Source organism: Streptomyces sp. NPDC059696 (assembly GCF_042733745.1).
Taxonomy (GTDB): domain Bacteria; phylum Actinomycetota; class Actinomycetes; order Streptomycetales; family Streptomycetaceae; genus Streptomyces.
Window position 1 is genome coordinate 48,404 of sequence record NZ_JBHWFG010000001.1, and the last position, 14,722, is coordinate 63,125.

The 14,722-nt window shown below is 68.0% G+C and carries 5 protein-coding genes; 4 read left to right on the forward strand and 1 reads right to left on the reverse strand.

Annotated features, from left to right (window positions below; all coding sequences use genetic code 11):
* Positions 1–9: 9 nt before the first annotated feature.
* Both ACFV20_RS00225 and ACFV20_RS00230 read left to right on the forward strand, forming a co-directional pair.
* Positions 10–402: a hypothetical protein gene (locus ACFV20_RS00225; RefSeq protein WP_385650563.1), complete on the forward strand. Its 393-nt coding sequence runs from the start codon at positions 10–12 to the stop codon at positions 400–402.
* Positions 402–2,891: a DUF4132 domain-containing protein gene (locus tag ACFV20_RS00230; RefSeq protein WP_385650566.1), complete on the forward strand. Its 2,490-nt coding sequence runs from the start codon at positions 402–404 to the stop codon at positions 2,889–2,891. The genes ACFV20_RS00225 and ACFV20_RS00230 overlap by 1 nt, the downstream gene beginning before the upstream one ends.
* 58 nt (positions 2,892–2,949) lie before the next feature.
* Here ACFV20_RS00230 and ACFV20_RS00235 read toward each other — a convergent pair whose 3' ends face one another.
* Positions 2,950–6,438: a DNRLRE domain-containing protein gene (locus tag ACFV20_RS00235; RefSeq protein WP_385650570.1), complete on the reverse strand. Its 3,489-nt coding sequence runs from the start codon at positions 6,436–6,438 to the stop codon at positions 2,950–2,952.
* A gap of 496 nt (positions 6,439–6,934) precedes the next feature.
* On the opposite strand from ACFV20_RS00235, the gene ACFV20_RS00240 reads away from it, so the two are divergent.
* Positions 6,935–14,176 carry an HNH/ENDO VII family nuclease gene (locus ACFV20_RS00240; protein ID WP_385650572.1) on the forward strand — a complete coding sequence of 2,414 codons (7,242 nt, stop codon included), beginning with the start codon at positions 6,935–6,937 and terminating at the stop codon, positions 14,174–14,176.
* Complete coding sequence (locus tag ACFV20_RS00245) at positions 14,173–14,673, forward strand: SMI1/KNR4 family protein (RefSeq protein WP_385650575.1); 501 nt, start codon at positions 14,173–14,175, stop codon at positions 14,671–14,673. Before ACFV20_RS00240 ends, ACFV20_RS00245 begins: the two co-directional genes overlap by 4 nt.
* Positions 14,674–14,722 lie beyond the last annotated feature (49 nt).

Sequence of the window (14,722 nt, forward strand, 5' to 3'; positions counted from 1 at the left end):
GTCGTCCGCATGGGAATCGTGACGTTCGTCGACGAGACGACGACGGGGGAGCGGCGCACGGCCTGGGGGCTGGAGATCGCCGAAGAGCGGCTGACCGTAAGGGAACTGATCCGGCGCCGGGTGTTCCAGGAGGTCGCGGAGTACAACGCCCGCACGCCGGAGGTCTTCCAGGGGCTCGTGCAGCCCGAGGGCACCGAACGCGTGCTGAACGGCTACGCGGTGCGCACACCCCGCCGGATCGACCCCGAGAGGCAGACGGCCCTGGCCGAGCGCGCCTTCGCGGGGAACGGCTTCCTGGTGCTGGTGGGGGACCGTCAGGTCACCGACCCGGCCGAGGAGATCGACCTCGCCCTCGGCACCGAGGTCACCTTCCTGAAGCTCGTCCCCCTGGTCGGTGGCTGATGAGCTCCTTCCGCACGCCCCGGTCGCACGCGGACCGGCTGCGCGACAGGATCGCCGACGGCGACATCGACCGGGTCGCCGACGAGGCGCTGCGCGTCATGGACTCCAGCCGCGGCGCCTGGAGCGGGGGCTGGGAGAAGGCGCTGGACCAGCTCCGGTCCCTGCCGGCCGGGCACCGCCGCGCGCTGCTGCACGCCCTGGCCGACCGTTTCCACCAGGCCGGTGACGACACGGAGGCCCGCTGCCGCCATCTCGCCCTGTGCACCCTGATCGCCGAGGGCCTCGACGGTGCCGAGCGGCTCACCGACGATCCGCTGGCCGCCGAGCGCCGCAAGGCCCTGGACGACCTCGCCCGCCACCAGTCCTTCTGGTACGTCGCACGCTTCGAGGTCCTGATCCGGGCCGAACTGGCCGCGGGGCGCCCCCTCCCGGCCCCCGTGGTGGCCGTTGTCCGCCGCGCGGCCCTGGACGCCTACCGCGGGGCCGACCTCGTGGCGCTGGCCCGGCAGCTCACCGACCCCGTCCTCAACGTCGGCGAGGCCTGGGCGGAACAGGCCCTGAGCGATGCCATCGGCCCCGACTGGCAGGCCCTGCTGGCCCACGTCCTCACCGCCACCGCCTCGAAACCCACGGCCAGGTGGGACAAGCGGGCCCATGCCCTGCTGGACGCCCTCGGCACCGACCGCGTCCGCGAGACGGTCCTGTCCTGGCTCGCCCTCGCCGGCCGCCCCCGCACCTTCCCCCTGGAACGCCAGGAGTGGCAGCCGGACATCAACAACGCCTACGACCCGTACAACGCGACGGCCCTGCGCGGCCTGGCCTGGCTCCTCTCCCTGCTGCCGCCCGACGCGGGCACGGCACGGGCCCTGGGCGCCCTGGTCGAGACGTCACTGAAGAAGGTCGCGGGCCTCGGCCCCCGCAATCCGAAGGTCGCCAACGCCGGTGTCGTCGCGCTGGCCCGCATCGACTCCGAAGCGGCCCTCGCCGAACTCGCCCGGCTGGCCACCCGGGTGACGTACAAGAACACGGCCAAGCTCCTCGACACCGCCCTGGAGGCCCGCGCCACCGCGCTCGGCCTCGCCCGCGAGGAGATCGAGGAACTGGCGGTACCGGCGTACGGCCTGACGGACGTCGGCCGCGCCGAACACCGCCTGGGCGAGACGACGGCACTCCTCGAAGTCCGCGGCACCCGAGCCGTGCTGAGCTGGCGCAACGCCGCGGGCAAGCCGGTCAGGACGGTGCCGGTGGCCGTGAAGCGCGACCACCCGGACGAACTGAAGGACCTCAAGACGGCGGTCAAGGACATCGACAAGATGCTCTCCGCGCAGAGCGAGCGCCTGGACCGCCAGTTCCTGGCCCGCCGCAGCTGGCCGTACGCGGTGTGGCGCGAGCGGTACCTCGACCACCCCCTGGTCGGCACCCTGGCCCGCCGCCTGCTGTGGACGATCGACGGCACCACGGCCGGCTGGGCCGACGGTGAGCTGCGCACGCTGGCCGGCGACCCCCTGACGGGGGGCGACCGGGTCGAGCTCTGGCACCCGGTCGGCCACGAACCCGCCGAGATCGTCGCCTGGCGCGACTGGCTGGAGCGGCACGGCGTCACCCAGCCGTTCAAGCAGGCCCACCGCGAGGTCTACCTGCTCACGGACGCCGAGCGCGCCACCGGCACGTACTCCAACCGCTTCGCGGCCCACATCGTGCGCCAGCACCCGTTCCACTCCCTGGCCGCGCTGCGCGGCTGGCACAACAAACTCCGCCTGTGCGTCGACGACTCGGCCCCGCCCGCCACGCGCGAGCTGCCCCGGTGGGGTCTGCGCGCCGAGTACTGGATCGAGGGCGACGGCGAGGAGTACGGCGTCGACACCACCGAATCCGGCAGCTACCTGCGCCTGCGCACCGACCAGGTCCGCTTCTACCCCATCGACGCCCCGCAGAACTCGGCCCACTGCTACGGCGGCGCGTACACCATGTGGCTCCGCGACGGCCAGGACCGGGCCGACCCGATCCCCCTCCGGGACATCCCGCCCCTGGTCCTCTCCGAAGTCCTGCGCGACGTGGACCTGTTCGTCGGCGTGGCCAGCGTCGGCAACGACCCGACCTGGCAGGACGGCGGCCCCGGCGGCCGCTTCCAGGAGTACTGGACGTCGTACGGCTTCGGCGAGCTGAACGCGAGCGCCGAGACCCGCAGGCTCCTGCTCGAACGCCTGGTCCCGCGCCTGGCGATAGCCGACCGCTGCACGCTGGAGGGCCGCTTCCTCCACGTCCGCGGCGACCGCCACACCTACAAGATCCACCTCGGCTCGGGCAACATCCTCATGACCCCGAACGACCAGTACCTCTGCATCGTCCCGAAGCCGGACCCGGCAGCCCTCCAGCCCGGCTACCTCCCGTACGAGGGCGACCGCATGCTGTCGGTGATCCTGAGCAAGGCGATGCTCCTGGCAGCCGACACGAAGATCACAGATCCTTCGATCCTGAGTCAGCTGTGAACGGACCGCTGGGGCCGGCACGCTCGGAGCAGCCGACCCCAGCTCCCTGCTCAGCCCGTCACCCGATGCCGATCCGGGTCTTCCAGTAGTCGGCCCGGGCGATGACCTCGGTACCCGAGCCGCTCAGCGCGGCCTTGCCACCCGCGTGGAAGCGCACGGATCCATCGGCCAGTACGGCCCAGATGTCCGGGACCGTGTCGCCGTTGGCGCTCGGGGTTCCCATCAGGTGAGGCTTGGCGCTGCTCGCCCAGCCGGATGCGCCGTACTCGTTGTCCTCACCACCGGAGGAGTCCGCCGCTGTCGCCAGTGAGGTGAGATTGACTCCGCCCCCGGAAGCGGCGATGCCCTTGCGGAGCCACAACTTCCCGGAGACGTCCGATCGGTAGACGAGGTCGGTGACGCCGTCGCCGGAGACGTCCTGGGTGACGACGAGGTCGCGCTCCTTCCAGGCGGAGGAGTTGAGGCGGACGGCCGCGTCCACGGTCGCGCCGTGGTAGCCGGTGAGGGCCCAGAGTTCGTCGTCGCTCCCGGCGGAGCCCCGCACCGTGGCGAAGAAGTCGGGGCGGCCGTCTCCCGTGACGTCCCCGGCGCAGACGATCTGAGTGAAGTCGGCAGGGCTGGGGGCCCCTTCGGGCAGAAGGATCTCCTGACGCCGGTCGATGTTGACGGCGCCGTAGCCGTCCCCGGGGTAGACCCATAGCTTGCCGGACAGGCGCACGACGAGGTCCTGCAGGCCGTCACCTCCGTAGATGTCACCGTTGTGAGTGATCAGGGCTCCCTTGAAGTGCCCTGAGGGTGCCGGGACGTACGGGGGCAGGTCGTCGCCGTTGGGGTCCTTGTCGGGGTTGGACCGGTAGGCGCCCGCCATCGAATAGTCCAGGTCGCCGGTGCCCTTGGCCAGATCGTCCTTGTCGGCCTGGGACGGGTACATGGCCAAGTTGCCACCTTCGGTGACGACCATGAGATCGGGCAGCTTGTCTCCGGTGAAGTCACCGGGGCTGTCAGCCTGATCCCGCGGCGAGACGTAGAAGAAGTACTTCGTGGGATCCGATGGGTTGCCCGCGCTGTCGACGGTACGAACGTAGAGGACGTTGGGTCCTGCCGCGGGCGGCTTGGCCCCGGACAGAGCGGCACTCACGCTCGTCGCCGCCCCGTTGTCGCGGCCCACGCTTCCGGTGTACGTGGCTGAGTTGAAGCCGTACTCATAGCGCACGACATCGCTGTTCAGGGCACGCACGGTGAACGAGCCCGGAGTGCCGAACTTCTTGGTCGACCAGTTGGCGTCCTCGGCGTCGTTGCCGAAGCCGTTCTGATTGCCGTCCGCGTTGGGATAGTCGGTGGAAGTGACCACGGGCGGTCGAGGCGCGGAGGTGTCCAGCACGAACCGGCAGGGTGTCTTGGCCGGGTAGTACGAGGACGTCGTACCGGCATCGTCGATCGCCCGGACTCGCCACGAGTACGTGGTTCCGTTCTTGAGTTTGCTCGTGGAGAACTCCTTCGTCGACCGCAGGGCCGTTCCCGTATCGCCTCCGACGGACACTTTCCCGGTCGAGCCGAGCAGATCGCCGGCGGAGTCCCACTGCCCGGTCGGCCAGAGGTCGAAGTCGAGGGCGTCCAGGTTCTTGTCCTTGTCCGTGCCCTTGGCGGTGAAGGTCAGTCCCCCGGAACCCATGCGGACGTACGGCTTGGTGGTGGTGCACTTGCCGTCCGGGCCGATGTCCAGCGAGTTCGAGACGATCGAGGGGCGGCGGTTGTAGACCAGCTCGAGGATGGGCGGGTACTCGCCGTTGGCCTGGAACTTCTTCCATGCGTACTGCGACTTCTCGTCGCGGGCGCGCAGGCCGAAGGTGAGGGTGTCGTCCCCCCGGTCGGCTGCCTTCTGGGCGCCCTTCTTCACGTCGAAGCCTTCGAAGGCGTCCCGGCAACCGGATTTGTAGCCGTGCGCGAAGCTCTTGGTCGCCAGTTTGTTGCCGTCGTGGAGCTTGGGGGCGTTCTTCCAGTTGGTGTGGGAGTCGATCTCGCCGGTGAGGTGCACGCTCATCGAGCGTGCGCTGCAGGACCAGGAGTAGGTCTCCAGGACACGCAGCGTGGCCTTGGTGATCTTCGTGCCCTTCAGGTCCTTGTCGAAGTACATGTTGAAGAAGGACCGGGAGGTGCCCCACGTGTCGGACTCGAAGCCGACGCGGGCCTCGTGAGTGCCGCCCTTGTTGAAGCCCTTGCCGTTGTAGAACGTGGCGTGGGGGTGACGGTCGTAGGCGGTGGTCCAGTTCTGGACCTGCTTCTTGACCGACGGGTCGACGAACACCGGATAGGTGGTGGCCGGGTCGGTGAGGAAATCCTGGTCCGGCGTCAGCGTCCACTGCCCCGTGGACAGATCTGCTTCGACGAGCTCACCCCGCGAGTCGGGAGAAGGGCCCTCCAGCGAGGCAAGACCCAGGGTCGCGGCAGCACCTGACGGTGCCGGCGCCGGCGCCGTCTCCGCCGGGGCGGAGGGCAGTGGCGCCCCGGACGGTTCGGCGGCGGGGCCGTCGGTCGCCGACGGCAGTACCTCGACGTCAGTGTCGCTCTGCTCGTCGGACTCGACCGCATCCTCTTCGGCGGTGGGGGCCGGGCTGTCGTCGGGGAGTTCCCCGCTGTCCGTCGGTCCGGGGGACTCGGGCCCGCTCGGCTGAGCCGTCGCCCCCACGCCGCCGTCGGTGACGGCCGGTTGCCCACTGCTGTCCCACATCAGCGGGGTCGGCGACATGGCGACCTCTTCGTCATCGGCGTTCTCGGCGCTGACGATCCCCGTTACCGGGTCGAGACGGAAGGAGAGCTGGGCGGAATGCAGGCCGTACACCAGGCGCTTGACGTGCGGGTCGGACGCGGCTTGACGGTTCTTCAGCACCACCAGCTGGCCGAACCCGTCGTCGTCGGCGGTGAGCACGAGGTCTCCGCCGGGGAAGATCTCCGGGTACAGCGCGCGGTTGCCGTCGATGATCGGCGTCGGGACGGGGCCGGGCCACGTGAGCTCGATCTTGTACTCACCGCCACCCCCGACATACAGGGTGACCAGCGGGTTCTCGGCTGCGTCCGCCGTGCTCTGCCTCACCAGGGACACTCGGCGCGCGGTGGAGCGGGATGCCCGCCGTCCGTCCTGCTCGCCGGTCCCCGGTGAGAACACCATGCGGGTGTTGGTGGCCTTCGGTTCCCACCCGGCCCCCGTGCGGCGCAGACCTGCGTCGATCTTCTTCCATTCGCCGCCCACCTTGGCTCGAACGGGCGCGGAGTACAGCTGCTTGGCCATCTGGCCGTCCGGGCGTGCCCATGTGGTGGAGCGGGCGGCGCGCTCGGTGGTGACCTCGACGGGCTTCCCGGTCCGTGCCGCCTGCTTCAGGGCGGTGCGTTCCGTGACGGTGCCCGCGCCCGGCCTCTGGTCACGGCTGTCGTGAGCGGGACCGTCGTCCGGCCGTACTCCGGCGTAGACGATGCCGGTGGTGGCGACCGCGGCGGCGAGTAGCACCACACCGCCTCGACGGCCGGGCCTCAGGCGCCAGTTGCGCGTCATCGGGCGGACTTCCCTTCCCCCGTAGTTCCCCCTGGAATCCGGCGTGCGACTGGGCGCGGCCGGGCGAGCCGATGATGACCCATGGGGGATCTGTCGTCACCCTGTGGAGATTCGGGTGGTGCGACGTGAGAGCCGGTGGTCGCGCATCCGTACAGAAGGAACGAGAAGCTTGCGGGCGAGAAGTCCTGGGTCGGCGCGTGTCCACAAAAGGGGGCGAAGCGGTCCTGGACGGCTTCTATTGCGGACTGCTTTGTGGGTGACGGTCTTGTACATGCCAAAAACATCGGTAAAGGGCAGAACTGTCCTTCCGTGAAGCGCTTTTCGGATTGGCCTGCCTTCGTCAAGTAACGGTCCGTTACCTTCCGTGATGATGATCACAGCAGGGCGTCACCTCTGGCTTTCCTTCACGGGGTGATCACAGAATCTTCCGCATCTGATATGTCGTCACGCGTGGTCCGTCGCCGGTCCCGCTCCACTGGTCCGGGGGGACCTCGCCGTGTTCGATCGACATTCGCGTGCCCGCAAGCCGCGCCTGGCGCGCAGTGCCGTGCCGGTGACCGCTGCCGCACTGCTGTTGGGGCTGCTGCCCGCGCCGGCGGCGCTGGCCCTTCCGCCGGATCCGGCCAGGGAGGAGGTCGGGCGGGAATCGCTGACTCTCGAGGAACTCGAACGCGAGGAGCCCGTTCCGGGCGGCGAGTTCAGCCGGCACCTCAGCACGCTGAAGGCCGACGTACCCGAGGATCTGCTCGCCCCCCCGACGGGCACCATCAATCCGCCCTCCAACCAGACGGACACGATCACCTTCGGTGCCGCCCCGACGCCCGCGTCGGTGCGAACCGCCGCGGCCACCGCCGAGCCGACTGCTCTGAACCCGGTCGGGTCACTGCCCGTCAGCCTGGGCCCGGCCCCCGACCAGCCCGCCCCGACCGGCACATGGCAGGTCACCATCCCGGACCGGACGTCCTCGGTCGCCCAGGGAGTGGACGGCGGCCTCCTGCTGGTGCAGGCACCCGACAACGGCTCGGTACCCGTCTCGGTCAAGCTCGACTACGCCAAGTTCAAGAACCTCTACGGCGCGGACTGGGCGTCCCGACTGAGCTTCGTCATGTTCCCCGACTGCTACTGGACCACGCCGGACGACGAGGCGTGCCAGACGTACGAGGAACTGGAGACGACCAACGACACGGCGGCCAAGTCCCTCATGGCCACTGTCGACCCGGCGGCGGACGGGACGGTCACCCCCGCTGTCGCGCCCTCGTCCCGACCCGGTTCCTCCGGTGTGACGCAGGCGTCCTACGGCAGAGCTTCCGCAGCGACCCCCGTGGCCGCCGCAGGAAGCACCGCGGTCGTCGGAGTGGTCGACTCCGGCAACAGCGGTGGCGGCACCTTCAAGGCGACGCCGCTCGCCTCCGACGGAAAGTGGGAGGCCGGTGGCTCATCCGGCGCTTTCACCTGGTCCTACCCGCTGACCGTGCCCAGCCCGCCGACGGGCCCCGCGCCCACGATCTCCTTCAACTACAGCTCGCAGACCGTGGACGGGCGTACGGCCGTCTCCTCGCCCCAGGCCTCCTGGATCGGTGAGGGCTGGTCGTACGACCCGGGCCACATCGAGCGCCGCTATCGCTCCTGCCGGGACGACCGCAAGGCCCTCAATGCGGGCACTCCCAACAACACCGCCAAGAAGGACAAGACGTCCGACCTGTGCTGGGTGTCGTACAACGCGGTGATGTCCCTCGGCGGCCGGACCACCGAGTTGGTACGCGATGCGAGCTCCGGCAGCGATCCGGACAAGGACACGGAGATCTACCGTCCCCAGCAGGACGACGGCACCCGGGTCGAGCACCGCGTCGGCGGCAGCAACGACGACAACAACGGCGAGTACTGGGTCGTCACCACGACCGACGGCACCAAGTACTACTACGGCCAGAACAGCGTCGGCGGAGGTCACGCCGACACGTCCTCCGTCTCCACCGTGCCGGTCTTCGGCAACCACCCCGGCGAACCGTGTCACGCCGACGGCTTCGCGGACTCGCGCTGCGGCTCAGGCAAGCAGCAGGCCTGGCGCTGGGGCCTCGACAAGGTCGTCGACGTCAACGGCAACACGATGATCGTCAACTGGAAGCAGGAGACGAACCACTACGCCGTCCGCAAGAAGTTCAAGTCGCCGGAGCAGTACGACCGCTACGCCTACCCTTCCTCGATCGAGTACGGCATGCGTCCGGACACCCTCACCACGCCGTCGGCCACCGTCACCTTCGGCGCGAAGCAGCGGTGCCTGAGATCCGAGTCGGCGTGCGACGCGGCCAACTTCGCCAAGACCGACGACCCGGGCGCCTACCGGCCCTGGTGGGACACACCAGGCAACCTCAACTGCAAGTCCACCTCCAAACTCTGCCCGGCGTTCCCCTCGTTCTGGACGCAACTCCGCCTGGACACGGTGACCACGAGGGCCGCACGTCCCGGACAGACCGGCCTCGGCAAGGTGGACACCTACACCCTGCACCAGTCGTTCCCGGAGGACTGGTACGACACTTCACCCGGCCTCTGGCTCAACTCGATCACTCGCACGGGGTACGGCCCGGGCGACACCACCGGCACCCTCCAGACGAAGGACGGCATCAGCTTCGCCCCCTACACGGTCGGAGCCTCGTCACCCCTGCGCGCTCGGCTGAAGGACCGCCAGCTGCCCAACCTGGTGCTCACCGGCAAGAGCGACCAGCGTCCACCCTTCACCCGCCCCCGTATCGGAACGGTCTCCACCGAACACGGCGGCGACATCGAGGTCGAATACACCGGCGGGTGTGCGAGTGAACCCTCCGAGGACAAGGGCGAGAACAACGGCACCTGCTACCCGGTGCGCTGGTCGCCCGACGGTGACGAGAAGACCCCGGCGAAGTCCTGGTTCAACAAGTACGTCGTCGCGTCCGTGACCGAGACGGACAAGGTCACCTCGCACAGCAAACCGACCGTCACGACGTACTCGTACTCGGGCCCGGCCTGGGCGAAGAGCGACGACGAGTTCACGCGCCCCGCCCTGCGGACGTACAGCGACTGGCGGGGGCACCGACAGGTCATGGTCACCAAGGGCAGCAAGCTCACCTCCGAGCCGGGCGTGCCGCGATCCCAGTCGCGCTCGGTGACGCGGTACTTCCTCGGCACAGGCGGAGCGGTCAAGGACTCCACCAACGCCTACACCCTTCTCGCGGACGACGCTCCCCAGTACGCCGGCCTGACCGCGGAGACCATCACCTATGCCGACTCGGGCGGAGAGGTCCTCACTCGCACGCTGAACTACCCGTGGTCGAAGGAAACCGCGTCCCGCTCCCGCGAGAACGAGGACGGGACGACCGCCGATCCACTGCTCGCACACCGCACGGGCACGAAGCGGTCGGACGAGATCCAGACGGTCGGCTCCAGTTGGCGGGCGGTACGTACCCTCACGACACCGGACGACACCTACGGCCTGCCCGTCCAGGTGGAAACAGCCGTCGTGAAGCCGAGCGGCTCATCCGAGACCTTCTCGGATCAGACCTGCGCCAAGACCACCTACGTGCACAACACCACCGCCTGGCTCATCGGCCTGCCCAAGGAACAGCGCACCACCGGTACGTCCTGTGCCGGATACGCCTCCGCCGACCCCGCCACCCAGCTGAAGTCGGCACGGCAGTACAGCTACGACAAGCTGGCCCACGGGGCGACACCGACCAAGGGCTTGCCCACCACCGTGGCCGAGACCGACGGCACGGGCACGTCCTACTCGGTCGCGACCGAGACCACGTACGACGACCTCGGGCGCGTCCGTACGGTCACCAAGCCCGGCGCGGGCACCTCGGAGACGAGATACACACCGGAGACCGGTGGCCCGGTCACCACGACGAAGACGATCAACGCCAAGGGCCACACGGTCACCACGACCTACGACCCCGGCCGGGGCCTGCCGCTGACGGTCACCGACGCCAACGGCCGCACGACACGCAGCGAGTACGACGCCCTCGGCCGTCTCGTGAAGGGCTGGACGGCGTCCCGTGCCTCCGGTGGCAAGTCGCCGAACGTCGTCGTCTCGTATCAGCCGGCCATCGCCACATCCAGCGCGAACAAGCCTGCCGCGGTGACGGTGGGAACCCTCAAGGACGACGGCTCCTACAGCCAAGAGGTCACGCTCTACGACGGCCTGGCGCGGGAGGTCCAGAAGCAGGCCGAGGCCCACGGCCCCGGCCGGATCATCGTCGACACCAAGTACAACGATCACGGCCTGGTCGCCGAGAAGACCGGTGCCTACCTGGCCAAGGGTGAACCGGACACGGCGCTCTTCAGGCCCAGGTCCACGTCGCTGATCCCGTCCTGGACCCAGTACCGCTACGACGGACTGGAGCGCGAAGCCCGCGCCTCCGTCTACCAGGGCGGCGGCTACAAGTACGCGACCTTCACCTTCTATGACGCCATCAGCAAGACGGTGAACCCGCCCGGTTCCACGGCCCCTCGCACGCGCACCTACTTCGACGCCCTCGGCCGGACCACCTCTGTCAAGCACTTCACCCAGGACGCCTCCAGCGCGACCGCGGGCCGCACCACCACGTACAGCTACGACGCACGAGGCAACCGCGACAAGGTCACCGACCCGGCCGGCAACGTCTGGTCCTACACCTATGACGCCCGCGGCCGGGTGACGTCCGCCACCGACCCCGACACAGGGACCACGGACACCTGGTACGACGCTGCGGACCGGCCGACCCGCGTCCGCAACGCGCGCGGTCAGGAGACCTTCACCGAGTACGACATCCTCGGCAGGCCCAGATACGTGCGGCACGGGTCGGCGAGCGCCACCCCGGTCAAGGAGTACATCTACGACGATGCGCCCGGAGGCCTCGGCCAACCGGCGACGAGCAAGCGGCACACCGCCAATGGCGACTACGTCAACCGCGTCACCGGATACGACTCCGAGTACCGGATCACGGGCAGTGAGACGGTCGTCCCGGCCAACTCCATGACTGCGGGCCTCGCCGGCACCTACACGTACGCCTACACGTACACGCCCACCGGCAAACCCCAGTCGGTGACCCTCCCGGCCGTCGGTGGTCTGGCCAAGGAACGGGTCGTCACGCGCTACAACGGTGACGGCATGCCGGAGTCGACCTCGGGCCTGACCTGGTACACCGCCGACGCCACGTACTCGCCCTACGGCGAGGTGCTGCGCACGGTCTCGGGCGCACAGCCGAACCGTGTCTGGACCACCAACTTCGTGGACCCGCACACCGGTCATCTCCAACGCACGGTGGCAGACCGCGAGACGGCTGGCCCGCACCGCATCACGGACAGCTACTACTCCTACGACGCGACCGGCACCATCACCTCCAACGCACGCAAGCTGAGCGAGACGACGGGCAGTGCGTGGGACACCCAGTGCTTCACGTATGACGTGCTGGGCGAACTGGCCCACGCCTGGACATCGAAGATCGAGCCGACCGGCGGTGGCACGGGCTGCAAGTCGGCGAACGGTACCGCTTGGGGGCCCCGCACCACCTACGCGATCTCCTCGGGCCCGGTCGCCGACGCCGCGGACGCGGAATCGGACACCTCGTCCCCCGACGACTCCCTGGCCTCGACACTGGGCGCGGCAGCCCCTGCCTCGGACACGGTGGCCACGGGCACGACGGCCTACCGTCAGTCGACCACCTTCGACTGGCTCGGCAACCGCGCGACGCTCACGGAGCACGATCCGGCCGACGCGACGAAGAACATCACGTACTCGTACGGCTACGGCAAGACGGTCGCAGGCAGCGGCACGACGTCGTACAAGTCCCAGCCGCACACCATGACGTGGATCAGCTCCACCCCGACGGGCAAGGGCAGCGCCTACACCTACGACGCCACGGGCAACACCACAGCCCGAGACCTGTACAACACCACGCAGACCCTGGACTGGACGCCGGAGAACAAGCTCGACTCCATCACGGACGACGGCAAGAAGACGACGTACGTCTACGATGCCGACGGCAACCGCCTTCTGGAGAACTCGCCGACGGGCTCGACGCTGTACCTCGGCGAGGCCGAAGTGACAACAAATGCGTCCGGCACGATCACCCGAGCCTCCCGCTCCTACGGCCAGGCGGGCGCCCCCACGGTGGTGCGCACGACGACGAACGGCTCGACGACAGGCCACAAGGTCAGCACGCTGCTGACCGACCACCTGGGCACGGCGAACACCTCGATCGACCTCACGGCCGGCCAGCCGGTCACCCGCCGCGCGTTCAAGCCGTACGGCGAGACCCGCGGCGCGAAGCCCTCCACGTGGCCCAACAAGCGCGGCTACTTGGGCGTGGGCATCGACGACACGGCCACGGGCCTGACACACATAGGAGCCCGCGAATACGACCACACGTCGGGCCGCTTCCTCTCGGCAGACCCGATCATCGACATAGCGGACCCGCTGCAGATGAACGGGTACGCATACGCCAACAACAGCCCGGTCAGCCAGTCCGACCCCTCGGGCCTGTGCCCGGTGGACCTGTGCGGAGGGGGCGAAGGCAAGGGCGGCGCCACGAACGGCGAAGTGACCAAGCCGGCCAAGTCGAGCCCCGTTTATCAGCAACTCCCGTACGAGCACACCGTTCCCGGAACCAGCAAGCGGCAGATCTTCCCGGGTGTCTACATCAAGAAGAGCTTCCCGGGTTGGCAGAAGGTACGAAACCGCTTCTATGACCTGTGGTTGGGCACTGCGAGCTACAGCCACTACACACCTGAATACCTCAGCAATACGCAGGACCCCAACCAGCAGCGGCAGGTCCAGCTTTGGCTGTACCAGGCGTGCCGGGGCGGCAAGGACTGCCCTGAGGGCACGACCTTGAACTTCATGCAGGTGGTAGCCGGCGGAATCTTCTCTTTCGGCTGGCAGGGCAGGGGCGGCTTGGGGGCCCCTTCCGGACGCCGCGGCGGCAAGCCGCTGTCTGACTGCAATTGCTTCCTGGCAGGCACTGATGTCCTCATGGCCGATGGCACCACCAAGGACATCGAGGACATCGAGATCGGCGACGTTGTCCGGGCCACCGATCCAGAAACGGGCGAGACCGGCGCTCGGAAGGTCACCCGGCTCATCCGCACCGAGGCCGACAAGTACTTCAACGAGCTGTCCGTAGCAACCGAAGACGGCATCGAAAAGCTCACCGCCACCTACGAGCACCCCTTCTGGTCACCGTCCGAGCAGGACTGGATCGAAGCGCGCGACCTCAAACCGGGCATGACCCTGCGCACCGACGACGGCGACACCGTCATCGTCACGACCAACCGCCCGTTCACGAAGCACGCACGAACGTACAACCTCACGGTCGACGACCTGCATACGTACTATGTGCTGGCGGGCGAGACTCCGGTCCTGGTTCACAATTCAAACTGCCAATTCTGGTCGCGGACCGACTATAACGGTCAGCGAATCTATCAGCGGGATGATCTGGTGAATCCGGGCTTTGTTTCACCTGCGGACAAGTACGGTCGAAGCAATCTCAAGAGAATGACGCAGGGCCTCGCCCCGATGGGCCCGGACGGCAAGCCGATGAACCTCCATCACATGCTCCAGACGCAGGACGGGCCGATTGCCGAGGTGACACACTCGATGCACTTCGGGAACTACAATCAGCTGCACTGGAAGGCGGGCACCAAGATCCCTAGTGGAATCGATCGAGATGCCTTCAACGCATGGAAATCCCAGTACTGGAAGGACCGAGCGGCAGGATTTGGTGGATGATGAACGCTGTCGAGGCGAGTGAGCGACTGATCGAGCTGGTTCGCGGGAACGATGACATCGCGAACCACGCTGACGGCTGTGACGCAGGGACGGTGGCAGCCGCCGAGAGTGATCTGGGTGTGGCCTTCCCTCCCTCGTACCGTCGCCTGATCGAAGAATTCGGGACCTGGGATATCGCTGGTGAGGAATTCCTCGGCGTGTATCAGACACCCGCAATGGGGCTGAAACTGTTGGGTTCCGTTGCGGAAACTCTGGATGCACGCAATCAGTATGGGATGCCATCCGATCTGATCGCTGTGATGTTCGATGGAATGGGTGGCCTGGTTGTCCTCGATTCGTCTCTCGTGGATAAGGAAGGTGAGTACCCCGTCCTCGTTTGGAATCCCGGCGTTGTGGACCGTGAGAGCACGGAGAGGCTCGGGGATGATTTCGGGTCGTTCGCTTTCGCTCTGTGTCAGCGAGCCGTAACACGCTGGCGGGAATCTGACTGCAGCTGAAAGTCAGGTGAATAGCGAGAAGTCTCGCCAGAGTTTTCTGGCGAGGCTT